Origin of the sequence: Pseudomonas sp. IB20 (assembly GCF_009707325.1) — a bacterium.
Classification (GTDB): Bacteria; Pseudomonadota; Gammaproteobacteria; order Pseudomonadales; family Pseudomonadaceae; genus Aquipseudomonas.
The window spans coordinates 288512-301666 of the sequence record NZ_CP046103.1; the positions used below are offsets into that span (position 1 = coordinate 288512).

Below are 13155 nucleotides of genomic sequence, written 5' to 3' on the forward strand. Positions count from 1 at the left end.
GTCATTCGTCGTCGGCGCTGTGGCTGGCGCTGTCGGCGAAGTTCAGGCCGTGCTTGCGCAGTTTGTCGTGCAGGGTTTTGCGCGGTATGCCCAGGGCTTCGGCGAGGCTGCGCACGGAGCTGTGGGGGCGGGTCAGTTCGGCGGCGATCAGGCTTTTTTCGAACTGCTCGACCTGCTCACTCAAACCACCTGGGGTGGAAGTCAGCACGCCGGCGGCGGGGTTATCCGCTGTGGCGTCCAGTGCCAGCTCCAACCCAAGGGCAAAGCGTTCGGCTGCATTTTGCAGCTCGCGCACGTTGCCCGGCCAACTGTGGCGCAACAGCAGCGCCCGCTGGCCCGGTTGCAGCTCGTGCAAGGGTAGGCCGTGGCGGCTGCTGGCTTCGTCGGCAAAATGTTGGAACAGCATCAAGGCATCTTCACCGCGCTCGCGCAGCGGCGGAATGCGCAGCGGCGCGACGTTGAGGCGGTAATACAAGTCGGCACGGAAGCGGCCTTGATCGGCCGCCTGGCGTAGGTCTTCCTTGGTGGCGGCGATGATGCGGATATCCAGCGGGATCAGCTGATTGCCGCCCAGGCGTTCGACCACACGCTCCTGCAACAGGCGCAGCAGCTTGACCTGCACATCCAGGCTCATGCTTTCGATTTCATCGAGAAACAGCGTGCCGCCATTGGCGAATTCGAATTTGCCGATACGGCGTTTTTGCGCGCCGGTAAACGCGCCCGGCTCATGGCCGAACAGCTCGCTTTCGACCACCGATTCGGCCAGGGCACCGGCGTTGATCGCCACAAACGGCCCGCTGCGCCGGTTCGACAGGTCGTGCAGCGCACGCGCCACCACTTCCTTACCGGCACCGGTTTCGCCGAGGATCAGCACGTCGGCGCGGGTTGCGGCCAGGGCGCCGATCTGCTCGCGCAAGCGCAGCATCTGCGGCGAGTGCCCCACCAGCCGCGTGCTCAATTGCTGGCGGTCACTGAGGGCCAGGCGCAGGCTGCGGTTGTCCAGCACCAGCCGGCGCAGGGCCAGGGCGCGGCGCACGCTGTCGAGCAGCGCGTCGCTGGCGAAGGGTTTTTCCAGGAAGTCGTAAGCGCCGGCGCGCATCGCTTGCACCGCCAGCGGTACGTCGCCGTGGCCGGTGATCAACAGCACCGGCAGCTCCGGGTCCTGGCCGTGCAGTTCGGTGAGCAGCTCCAGGCCGTCCATGCCAGGCATGCGGATGTCACTGACCACCACGCCCGGCCAGTCCCGCGACAAGCGCGCGGTGAGGCCGGTGGCTTCGCCCAGAGTCAGGACGTTCAGCCCGGCCAGGTCCAGGGTCTGGCACAGGGCCTGACGCAGGTGTGGATCGTCGTCGATCAGCACCACCTGAATCTGGTTATCGATACTCATACACTGCGGTCCTCGGACGGTTGCAGACTGACGCCCGGCGAGCCGGCACGCAATTTCAAGGTTAACAGCGCGCCGCCTTCCTTGTGGTTGGCGAACGACAAATCGCCGCCAAAGGCACGCATCAGCGTGTCACAAATCGCCAGCCCCAACCCCAAGCCTTGGGTGCGGGTCTTGGTGGTGTAGAACGGCTCGCTGGCGCGGCCCAGGGCTTCCATGCAAAAGCCTGGGCCATTGTCGCGAATGTACAGGTTGACGCCCTGTTCGGTGGCTTCGGCACTCAGCCAGAGCTTGCGCGGCGGGCCTTTTTCGGTGAGGGCGTCGAGGGCGTTGGCCAGCAAGTTGCCCAGCACCTGGCGCAGACGGGTTTCCCCGGCTTGCACCCACAGGGTCGCCTCCGGCAAATCGCGGATCAGCTCGACTTCCATCGACCGCCGCCGCTTGGCCAGCAACGCCAGCGCATCGTCCAGCGCTGGCTGCAGGGCCACGCTTTCCGGGGCGTGACGGTCGCGCCGGGCGAACGCACGCAAATGCGCGATGATCGAGGCCATGCGCCCGGTCAGTTCGCTGATCAGTTTGAGGTTGCCGCGAGCGTCATTGGTGCGCTCGTGGTCGAGCAGGATCTCGGCGTTTTCCGCATAGCTGCGAATCGCCGCAAGCGGTTGATTGAGTTCGTGGCTGATGCTCGCCGACATGGTTCCCAGCGCCGACAGTTTGCCGGCTTGCACCAGGTCGTCCTGGGCGCGAACCAACTCCTGCTGGGCGTGTTCGCGCTCGAGCACTTCCTGTTTCAGGCGCCGGTTGAGGCCTTCCAGGTCGCTGGTGCGCTCGACCACACGGGCTTCCAGCTCACGGCGCGCCTTGGCTTCAAAGGCGATGCGCTCCAGGTAATGACGACGGCGCTGCATCATCAACCCCAGCAGCAACATCAACACCAGCAACGTCGCACCACCCACAGCGACCACCGTGCGCACCGGGCGGTTGATCAGCGAGCGTGGCGCGAGGATTTCCACATTCCAGCCGGTCTCGGCGATGGCGGTGGATTGGCGCAACCACGCCGTGGAACTGAGTGCCAGCGGCTGCGGGTCGCGGGTTGGGTAGGGCTGGATCGCGATGATTGCCTGGTGCTCTTCGGCGGTCAGTGGCCGCGTGGCGCGGAACCGCCATTGCGGGCGCGAGGTGAGGATCACCACGCCGTTATGGTCGGTGACCAGCAGTTGTTCCGGCGTGTTGCCCCACAGGCTTTCGGTGTGGTCCAGGTCGACCTTGACCACCAGCACGCCAATGATGGTGTCGCCATCGCGCACGGCGGCGGCGAAGAAGTAGCCGCGCTTGGCCGACGTGGTGCCCAGGCCGAAAAACCGCCCCAGGCGCCCGGCCATGGCTTCGCTGAAGTAGGGGCGGAATGAGAAGTTGCGGCCGACAAAGCTGTCCTGTTTATCCCAGTTGGAGGCGGCGAGGGTCTTGCCGGTGGTGTCCATCAGGTACATCACTTCCACCCCGGCCTGGGCGGCGACGTCCTTGAGCAGCAGGTTGGCATTGGCTAGGTTGGTGCTGACGTGGGGCGCATCCAGCACGGTGCGCAGGGCCGGCAAGTCACCGAGGATCTGCGGCAGCACTTCATAGCGGTGCAACGTGCCGAGCAGGTTGGCGACGTACAGGTCGAGGGTCTGGCGGTTTTGCCCGGCGAGTTCGCTGCGGTAATAGCGCTCGGCCAAGTGCTCCAGCGGCCACAGCAGCGGTGCCAGGCACAACGCCAACAAGGCGAGGCTGCGCCAGCGGGGTCTTCGCGGGAGGGGAGGAGTCATGGGAGTCGTGCGCCTGTGGGTACAGGCGCATTATGCCTAGCTGTGGTGCGTGATGCTTTGTTATGCGATCAGGTCTTTTGGCTCGGTGTTGCCAAGCCGTTCGCCTTGATAGCTACCGTCCTGGACTCGGCCGCACCAGTCGGTCATGGGAGTCGTGCGCCTGTGGGTACAGGCGCATTATGCCTAGCTGTGGTGCGTGATGCTTTGTTATGCGATCAGGTCTTTTGGCTCGGTGTTGCCAAGCCGTTCGCCTTGATAGCTACCGTCCTGGACTCGGCCGCACCAGTCGAGGTTATCGAGGTACCACTGCACGGTTTTGCGCAGGCCGGTTTCGAAGGTTTCTTGCGGAACCCAACCCAATTCGCGCTCGATCTTGCTCGCATCGATTGCGTAGCGTTGGTCATGGCCTGGGCGGTCTTTGACGAATGTGATCAGGTCGGTGAATTTATCCACACCGGCCGGGCGTTGTGGCGCTAGCTCTTCCAACAGGCCACAAATGCCGCGCACAACATCGATGTTCTTCTGCTCGTTGTGGCCACCGATGTTGTAGGTCTCGCCTACCACGCCTTCGGTCACGACTTTTAACAGCGCGCGGGCGTGATCTTCGACGAACAGCCAGTCGCGCACCTGCAAACCGTCACCGTAGACCGGCAGTGGCTTGCCCGCGAGGGCGTTGAGGATCACCAGCGGGATCAACTTCTCAGGGAAATGGAACGGCCCGTAGTTGTTCGAGCAGTTAGTCAGCAACACCGGCAGGCCATAAGTGCGCTGCCAGGCGCGAACCAGGTGGTCGGACGCCGCTTTGCTGGCGGAGTACGGCGAGCTGGGCGCGTAGGGCGTGGTTTCAGTGAACAGGTCGTCCACGCCATGCAGGTCGCCGTAGACCTCGTCGGTGGAGATGTGGTGGAAGCGGAACGCGCTCTTGGCTGGCTCTTGCAGCGTTTGCCAATAAGCACGAGTGGCTTCCAGCAGGCTGTAGGTGCCGACGATATTGGTCTGGATAAAATCCGACGGGCCGTCAATGGAACGGTCGACGTGCGACTCGGCGGCCAGGTGCATGATCGCCTGGGGCTCAAAGCGCGCCAGCACGGCGCTGACAGCGGCCTGGTCGATGATATCGGCCTGCACGAACTCATAGCGGCTGTTGGACGCGATGCTGGTCAGCGACTCCAGGTTGCCGGCGTAGGTGAGTTTGTCCAAGTTGAGCACTTCGTGCTCGGTGTTTTGAATCAGGTGGCGAACCAGGGCGGAGCCAATAAAGCCGGCACCGCCGGTGATGAGAATACGCATGTCGAGGGCCTTTTCCTTAGACGGACACTGGGCGAATGAGACATAGCTTGAGTTGTGAATCGGGCCCGTGCAAGCGCGGTATGCGTGAGGGGTTGATTAACGCCCCCGAACAATGGCGATATAGGCGCCTGAAAACGCAGAGGTCGCCACAATGTTACTCGCCACGTTGATCCACCGTGCCAGCTTGCCTTGCCCAGACGTGAGTGCTGATCAAGCTGCGCAGTTGCTCGAGCAACATTACGGCCTGACAGGCACATTGCAGTCGCTGGGCAGCCAACAAGACCTCAATTACCGAATCGACAGCGCCCGTGGCCGGTTTGTTCTGAAAATCTGCCGGGGTGACTACGCGGCGGTTGAGCTGCACGCCCAGCATGCCGCTCTCCATGACCTGCAAGCACACGTACGCGTACCCAAGGTGATCCGCGCACTGACCGGTGAGGAGTTGCTGAGCGTGGCCGTCGACGGGCAAACCGTGCACCTGAGGGTGCTGGACTACATCGACGGCCAGCCCCTGACCCATTTACCTCACCTGGGCCGCGACGTAATCGCAGGCTTCGGTGAACTGTGCGGCCAGGTCAGCCATGCCCTCGCACGGTTCGAACACCCGGGCCTGGACCGCACGTTGCAATGGGACCCGCGCCATGCGCATGCACTGATCAAGCACCTGCTGGCCACCTTGGAAAACCTGCCGCATCGCGACGCTATCGAACGGGTGGGCGAGCACGTAGAGGCGCGCATTCGGCCGTTGGCCGAGCACCTGCCGTGGCAAGCCGTGCACATGGACATTACCGATGACAATGTGGTCTGGCAGTGCGACGCCCAGCGGCACTGGCAGGTTCAGGGCGTGATTGATTTCGGCGACTTGGTGCACACCTGGCGCATTGCCGACTTGTCGGTGACCTGCGCAGCCCTGTTGCACCACGCTGACGGTGACCCGTTTGCCATCCTGCCGGCGATCCAGGCGTGTCGCGCGGTGACACCGTTGCGGCGCCAGGAGCTGCAAGCGCTGTGGCCGTTGATCGTGGCGCGCGCGGCGGTGCTGGTGCTCAGCAGCGAACAGCAGCAACGCCTGGACCCGGATAACACCTACTTACTGAAAAACGCCGAGCACGAGTGGGAAATCTTCCATGTGGCGACCTCGGTGCCGTTTGAGCTGATGGAAGCGGCGGTTCTGGGGTGTGTCGGTGAAGCATTGCCGCCGATGGCCGACCAAGACTTCGCACCTTTGCTGCCGGGCCTGGTGGGGCGTGAATTTGCGCTGATCGACCTGGGCGTACTCAGCCCGCATTTCGAGGCCGGCAATTGGGCGTTGCCCGGCATAGACCGGCGGTTGCTGGATGAAGCGGCGGCAGTGCATGGGTTGGCGGCCAGCCGCTATGGGCAATACCGGCTGTCGCGGACCTGTGCCGACAGTGCCATCGAGCCGCAAACGTTCCCGCTTCACGTGGAATTGCACCTGCCCCATGGCACTGTATTGGACGCGCCGTTTGGCGGGACGCTGCGCCAGGGCGCCGACGGTTTGCTGTGCGTGCATGACGCCCAGTTGAGCCTGCGTTTATGGGGTGTAACCACCGCGTTGAAACCGGGCGCGGTGCTGGTGAAAGGCCAACTCCTCGGTGAGGTCCACGCGCCGCTCACCGTGCAGTTATGCCGCGCCGACCTTGAGCCGCCGTTGTTCTGCACGCCGTCTCAGGCGCAGGCCTGGCAGGCCCTCTGCCCATCGCCCGCCACGCTGCTGGGGCTGGCCTGTGATGCGGAACCCGAGTTGGACGCCGAGGCCTTGCTGGCGCGCCGTGACGCCAGCTTCGCCCGTTCGCAAAAACACTATTACGTCGACCCGCCACGCATCGAGCGCGGCTGGCGCAACCACCTGATCGACATGCAGGGACGTTCCTACCTGGACATGCTCAACAACGTGGCGGTGCTGGGCCATGGCCACCCACGCATGGCGGCGGTGGCGGCGCGGCAATGGTCGCTGCTCAACACCAACTCGCGCTTTCACTACGCAGCAATTGCAGAGTTCTCCGAGCGTTTGCTGGCGTTGGCGCCGGAAGGCATGGACCGGGTCTTCCTGGTCAACAGCGGCACCGAGGCCAATGACCTGGCGATTCGCCTGGCCTGGGCCTACAGCGGCGGGCGCGACATGCTCAGCGTGCTGGAGGCTTACCACGGCTGGTCGGTGGCGTCGGATGCGGTGTCCACCTCGATTGCCGACAACCCGCAGGCACTGAGCAGCCGCCCGGACTGGGTGCACCCGGTGACGGCACCGAATACCTATCGCGGCGAGTTCCGTGGGCAGGATAGTGCGCCTGACTACGTGCGAAGTGTGGAACACAACCTGGCGAAAATCGCCGAGAGCAAACGCCAGTTGGCGGGTTTCATTTGCGAGCCGGTGTACGGCAACGCCGGTGGCATCTCCCTGCCGCCGGGCTATTTGCAGCAGGTGTACGGGTTGGTGCGCGCCCAGGGCGGCGTGTGCATCGCCGATGAAGTGCAGGTGGGTTACGGCCGCATGGGCCATTTCTTCTGGGGCTTTGAGGAGCAGGGCGTGGTGCCGGACATCATCACCATGGCCAAGGGCATGGGCAACGGCCAGCCGCTGGGCGCGGTGATTACCCGGCGCGAAATCGCCGAAGCGCTGGAGGCCGAGGGGTATTTCTTCTCCTCGTCGGGCGGCAGCCCGGTCAGCTGTCGCATTGGCATGGCCGTGCTGGATGTGATGGAGGAAGAAAAGCTGTGGGAAAACGCCCAAGTAGTTGGTGGGCATTTCAAAGCTCGGCTGCAAGCACTGATTGATCGTCACCCGCTGGTGGGGGCGGTTCATGGTTCCGGCTTCTATTTGGGCCTGGAGTTGGTGCGCGACCGCGATACCCTGGAGCCCGCCACAGAAGAAACCGCGCTGCTGTGTGATCGCTTGCGGGAACTGGGGATTTTCATGCAGCCGACCGGCGACTACCTCAACATCTTGAAGATCAAACCGCCAATGGTCACCTCTAAACGCAGTGTGGATTTCTTTGTCGACATGCTGTCGAAGGTGCTGGAGGAGCTACGCTAGATAGCCGATTGTTATCGGCTATTAACCGTCATGTTTGCCAGCTATTATATTCAATCGCTTTTAAGGCCGATTTTTATCCGTTATAAAATCGGCCTTCATCCCATTCGGAGTCCTGAACGCCATGACCACCCTGCACAGCACACCTCGCGCCGATGGCTTCTACATGCCCGCCGAATGGGCGCCACAGACCCAAACGTGGATGATCTGGCCTGAGCGCCCCGACAACTGGCGCCTGGGCGGCAAGCCGGCGCAGGCGGCCCACGCGGCCGTGGCCAAGGCCATTGCGCGGTTCGAGCCGGTGACGGTCGGTGTGTCCGCCGGGCAGTACGAAAACGCGCGTGCGCGTTTGGACGTGCCCAATATCCGTGTGGTGGAAATGTCCAACGACGACGCCTGGGTGCGCGACACCGGCCCAACCTTCGTGATCAACAACAGCGGCGAAGTGCGCGGTGTGAACTGGGATTTCAACGCCTGGGGCGGCTTTGACGGCGGCCTGTACTCGCCGTGGAACCGTGATTCGCAGGTGGGTGGCAAGATCCTCGAGATCGAGCGCGCGCCGCGTTACCGCACTGAGGGTTTTGTGCTGGAAGGCGGTTCGATCCACGTCGACGGCGAAGGCACGCTGATCACCACCGAAGAATGCCTGTTGAACCGCAATCGCAACCCGCACCTGGATCGCGCGGCCATCGAAGCGGTGCTCAGCGCCAACCTGGCTGTGGATAAGATCATCTGGCTGCCGGACGGCCTGGTCAACGACGAAACCGACGGCCATGTGGATAACTTCTGCTGCTACGTACGCCCGGGCGAAGTGCTGCTGGCCTGGACCGATGACCCGCAAGACCCGAACTACGCGCGCTGCCACGCGGCCATGAACGTGCTGCAAAGCAGCACCGACGCCCAGGGACGCGCGTTCACCGTGCATAAAATGCCGATCCCCGGCCCGTTGTACGCCACCGAAGAAGAGTGCGCCGGTGTGGACCCGGTGGATGGCAGCCAGGAACGTAACCCGAGCGTGCGCTTGGCCGGTTCCTACGTGAATTTCCTGATCGTCAACGGCGGCATCATCGCGCCGAGCTTCGACGACCCTATGGACCGCCAGGCCAAGGAAATCCTGCAGAACCTGTTCCCGCAGCACGAAGTAGTGATGGTGCCGGGCCGCGAACTGTTACTGGGCGGCGGCAATATCCACTGCCTGACCCAACAACAGCCGGCGCCGCACAAAAACTGAGTGCAGTTGTAACAGCGCTTGAGCGAAACCCCGGCGCTACCTGTTTATAGCGCTCACAGCAAGCCCGCGGCCCAGCAAGGCCGCGGGCTTTTTTGTGTTCGAATGTCTATAAACACAGGACATTGGCATAGCTCTTGTATCGGTGTTGGCACAGTAACCCAAGGTCGTGACTGCACAGTTCTGTCATAAACCTTGAGTAAGTTAGCCGCTCAAGCAGTAGGAGAGAGCGCTGAAATGAATGCCGATATCAACCTGATCCACACGCGCCCATTCCACCCCACGCGGGTCAACGGTGAAGCGATCCAGGCGCTGGCGCTTTGGTTGAAGGCAAACGGCTCGCGACAGGCAAGGCAACAGCCTGACTTGCGCAGCGTGATGAGTGAACGTTACCCGGTGGGGTTGTTCAGTGAGGATGAAGTGCATGCGTTGTGTGAGTTGATGCAAAACTGAAAAAGCACCACGATCAATTGTGGGAGCGGCGGTGCGACGATTCGACTTCCGGAAGCCGCTTTCAACAACAAGCCCGCTCCTCACCACAAGCTTGCTCCCACATTAGAGCGTGATCGGCGTTAGAAACTGTAGGTGCCTGTGACCACCAAGCTACGCGGCTCACCCGGCTGGATCTGCGCCGCGCTCGTCGCCGAGGCGTAGTAGTTTTTGTCAGCGATATTGTTCAGCGCCGCGCGCACGTCCCATTCCTTCTGGCGGAACCCCGCCAACGCATCCCAGCGACCATAACCCGGCAACACCACAGTGTTGAGGCTGTCGGCATAACGGTCGCCTACCAAGGTCAAACCAGTTTCTGCATACCAACCCATTTCCGGTTTCCAGGTGATAAACAGGCTGGCATTACGCTTGGCCACATCGCTGACACGCTTGCCTGCAAAGCCGTTGTTGTCTTTCTCGACCTTGGCGTCCTGCAGGCCGACGCCACCGCGCACATACCAGTTATCCACAATCTTGCCGGTGGCGGTCAGCTCCACGCCGCGTGAGCGTTGCAGGCCGCTGAGCAGGGTGATGGTGCGGTCCAGCGGGTCGCTGGTGCGGCGGTTGTAGAGTTCAAGCTCGTACACGGCGAGGGTGGTGCTCAGGCGGTCGTCGAGCCAGTCGCTTTTTACGCCGATTTCCTTTTGCTTGGTCAGCTCGGGGCTCAGGTCGTTGACGCTGCCGGCGGCATTCGGCGTGATGCCAATCAGGCCACCGCCTGCCGGGGAGAAGGTCTTGCTCCACGAGGCATAAAACGAGTGCTGTTCCAGCGGCGTCCACACCAAGCCTACGCGCGGGCTGGTGCTGCGGCTGTCGACGTCTTGCTGGGTGTTGAGCACCTTGCTGGTGGTGTCCACTTCAAAGTGGTCGTAACGCAGGCCTGCCAGCAGTTGCCATTGATCGTTGAGGCGCAGTTGGTCCTGCACGTACACGGCACGGCTTTCGACTTCGGTGTGGTTGTTACTTGAAAGGCTCATCCGCCCAGTGTGGCTCAGGTGGCGGTTGGGCTGGTTGAGGTCCAGGCTCGGTACGGCCTGGCCGCCCCGGTTGACGGCGGTGGCGCTGTAGAGCTTCGGATCGCGACGTTGGCTGCCCAGCTCTATACCGGTGAGCAGGCGGTGCTCCAGGCCGAAGGTGTCAAACCCACCTTCCAGCTCAAGGTTGTTGAACACGTTGCGGGTGGTCAGGTCCTGCTGCCAACGCTGGCGCGTGACCTGGTTGGCTTTGGGGTCGTAGCCGGTCTGGTAGGTGTTGTCGAAATCGCTGTCGAGCTTGAACACGCCGAGGGTGTGGCGCAGTTGCCAGTTGGCGTTGAGTTCATAGGCAAGCTTGGAGCGCAGGGACTGGGATTTGTCGTCGATGTAGTCGCGGCTGTCAAAGTAAGTGCTGCTGCGGCTCACGTCCGCCGGGCGACCGTTGACCCCGGGGATGCCACGGTCTGGTGTGCGGTTGTAGCGGCTGTATTCGTATTGCACCAACCAATTCAGGTCGGGCGTCAGCTGCCAGCTCATCGACGGCGCGAACAGCTGGCGGTTGCCGCTGACGCCATCACGGAAGCTGTTGTTGTCCTGGTTGCCCATGTTCAGGCGCAGGCTGATGGTGTCGGTGGGGTCGGTGCTGAGGTCGGCATACAGGCTGCGCAGGTCGTTGCTGCCGCCTTGGGCTTCGATACTGGATTTTTGCCCCGCCGTGGGCAATTTGCTTACGCGGTTGACGATGCCGCCCTGGCCGCCTCGCCCGTACAGCACGGCTGCCGGGCCTTTGAGCACTTCGATGCGCTCGATGTTGTGCAGGTCGCGCACGTACTGGCTGTCGTCGCGAATGCCGTCCAGGTAGAAGTCATTGCTCGCGTCAAAACCACGGATGCGCAGGCTGTCGAAGCGCGTGTCGGCGCCGCTGCTGACGTTGGGAATCCCGCTGAGTGCCTGGCCCAGGTCGTTTGTGCCGTAAGAGCGCAGGCTTTCGGTTTTGACCGAGTCGATGGCCTGGGGCACATAACGCACCGACGTGGCCGTGCGAGTGGCGGTGTTGGTCTCTTTGACGCGTGGGTCGTCTTCGTCAGCTTCGGTGCTGATTGAAGTGGCGGGTAAGACCGTGGTCGCGCCGGCAAAACCGGCAGACAGCAGAACAGAAAGCCCAAGGGTGATGGGCGTCAGGCGAGAGGCAGGCATGGGGGCAGGCATCCAAAAAGTTCGGGAAGTAAAAAACGCGCGAATGTTAATGCTTTGTATTTGCGTGCGTTATCTATTCCCAAACATGTAGGCGCTAAATATTGTTACTTGATGTGTTTCTGAGAGGTGTAAGAGGATTTTTCAGCGTTTTGTATCAGCAGTTTAGAGCCGTCTTTAGACTTTTTTTGAATAAATACAGACGATTCACGAAATTGACACATAGTTCAACGCGCGCATACGATTGCGCCCAACGCCTGTGGCTAACAGCCATAACTCATCCAATAAAAAAGGCCTGCGGCAGTTCAGTCGTCCGCGGGCCTTCTTTTTCCTGGAGAAAGTTGACACCAGAAAAGCAACACGGGGCCTGGTGTCACAGCGCGTACTCAACCAGTAATAAGGAATATAAGAAATGTTGAAGCAACGGATGGGTTTGATCGCTCTGGGGATTTTGAGCGCCACTCAGGCAATGGCTAACGACCAGGAGCAATCCAAGGGTTTTGTTGAAGACAGCCACCTGAATATCGCAGCACGTAATGCCTACATCAGCCGTGACTACAAAAACCCCAAGCAAGACAAAGCCGAATGGGGCCAAGGCTTCATCGGCAAGTTTGAATCCGGTTTCACCCAAGGCACAGTCGGTGTGGGTGTGGACGTGATCGGTCAATACGCTATTCGCCTGGACGGTGGCAGAGGCAGTGCCGGCGCTGGCGGTATCGACTTCTTCAAAGAAGGCGCAAGCACCACGCGAGCCAAGGGCGGCGCAGCCGTCAAATTCCGGGTTTCCAACACTGTACTGAAGTACGGTGATCAGTTCCCGGCTGTGCCTGTGCTGCAGTACGACAGCTCGCGTCTGTTGTCCGAAACCTACACCGGTACTTCGATCGTTTCCAAAGAGATCGCCGGTCTGCAACTGGACGCCGGTCACTTCACCAAAGAAGCGCGCAAGAGCGCCGAAGGCACCGACAGCGGTCGCCTGAAAAGCATCGACTACATCGGTGGTAGCTACAAATTCACCGAAAGCCTGTCGGCTGCTCTGTATGCCTCCGACATGCAAGACGTGCTGAAGAAGCAATACGTCAACGTCAACTACGTGCTGGCCCTGCCAGAGAAGCAATCGTTGACCTTTGACTTCAACGGCTACAAAACCAAGCTGGACCGCAGCTTCGCCCTGGAAAACCAAGGTGATGCGGACGCCCGCGACAACAAAATCTGGAGCCTGGGCGCTACCTGGGCTGTTGGCCCGCACAGCTTCACCGTCGCTCACCAGCGCAGCACCGGCGACACCGGCTACCTGTACGGCGGCTACCGCAACGCTGGCGGCATCGGCGACGGCGGCAACACCATCCTGCTGGCCAACTCCTACTGGTCCGACTTCAACGGTAAGGACGAGCGCTCCTGGCAAGCAGGTTACGGCCTGGACTTCAGCGCCTTCGGCGTGCCTGGCCTGACCTACAACATCGCCTACGTGCGCGGCACCAACATTGACGACGGTACCAACCGCGGCCGTGGCACCGAGCGTGAAATCTTCAACCAGTTCAAATACGTCGTTCAGAGCGGCCCAGCCAAAGACCTGAGCCTGCGCGCTCGTGCCTCCTGGTTGCGCGTCTCCAGCAACGCCAGCGAGTACAACGTAGGCGGTAACGAAATCCGTCTGTTCGCCGACTACCCAATCAACGTTTTCTAATTGATTCGGCGTCGCGCCTGATTCCAGGCGATAAAAAACCCCGACTGGT

At 61.7% G+C, this 13155-nt stretch carries 8 protein-coding genes; 4 read left to right on the forward strand and 4 right to left on the reverse strand.

Annotated elements, in window-relative coordinates; translation table 11 throughout:
* Window position 1: 1 nt before the first annotated feature.
* From GJU48_RS01330 to rfbB, 3 genes are all read right to left on the reverse strand, one after another.
* Window positions 2-1387 carry a sigma-54-dependent transcriptional regulator gene (locus GJU48_RS01330; RefSeq protein WP_083355757.1) on the reverse strand — a complete coding sequence of 462 codons (1386 nt, stop codon included), beginning with the start codon at window positions 1385-1387 and terminating at the stop codon, window positions 2-4.
* Complete coding sequence (locus GJU48_RS01335) at window positions 1384-3192, reverse strand: sensor histidine kinase (protein WP_094950896.1); 1809 nt, start codon at window positions 3190-3192, stop codon at window positions 1384-1386. Before GJU48_RS01335 ends, GJU48_RS01330 begins: the two co-directional genes overlap by 4 nt.
* 207 nt (window positions 3193-3399) lie before the next feature.
* Window positions 3400-4482 carry a dTDP-glucose 4,6-dehydratase gene (rfbB, locus tag GJU48_RS01340; RefSeq protein ID WP_094950897.1) on the reverse strand — a complete coding sequence of 361 codons (1083 nt, stop codon included), beginning with the start codon at window positions 4480-4482 and terminating at the stop codon, window positions 3400-3402.
* A gap of 151 nt (window positions 4483-4633) precedes the next feature.
* Here rfbB and GJU48_RS01345 point away from each other — a divergent pair, with 151 nt between their 5' ends.
* From GJU48_RS01345 to GJU48_RS01355, 3 genes are all read left to right on the forward strand, one after another.
* Complete coding sequence (locus GJU48_RS01345) at window positions 4634-7537, forward strand: aminotransferase (protein WP_094950898.1); 2904 nt, start codon at window positions 4634-4636, stop codon at window positions 7535-7537.
* Window positions 7538-7658: 121 nt separating this feature from the next.
* Window positions 7659-8765 (forward strand): agmatine deiminase, encoded by a 1107-nt coding sequence (aguA, locus tag GJU48_RS01350; protein ID WP_094950899.1) that lies wholly within the window; start codon window positions 7659-7661, stop codon window positions 8763-8765.
* Between the two features lie 234 nt (window positions 8766-8999).
* The gene (locus GJU48_RS01355; protein ID WP_094950900.1) at window positions 9000-9215 is read left to right on the forward strand and encodes a hypothetical protein; all 216 of its coding nucleotides are present in this window, start codon (window positions 9000-9002) and stop codon (window positions 9213-9215) included.
* Between the two features lie 119 nt (window positions 9216-9334).
* Here the strand turns inward: GJU48_RS01355 and GJU48_RS01360 are convergent, their stop codons facing one another.
* Complete coding sequence (locus GJU48_RS01360) at window positions 9335-11422, reverse strand: TonB-dependent receptor (RefSeq protein ID WP_094950901.1); 2088 nt, start codon at window positions 11420-11422, stop codon at window positions 9335-9337.
* A 409-nt stretch (window positions 11423-11831) separates the two neighbouring features.
* Here GJU48_RS01360 and GJU48_RS01365 point away from each other — a divergent pair, with 409 nt between their 5' ends.
* A complete protein-coding gene (locus tag GJU48_RS01365; protein ID WP_155295911.1) occupies window positions 11832-13106 on the forward strand; it encodes an OprD family porin in 1275 nt (424 codons plus the stop codon).
* Window positions 13107-13155 lie beyond the last annotated feature (49 nt).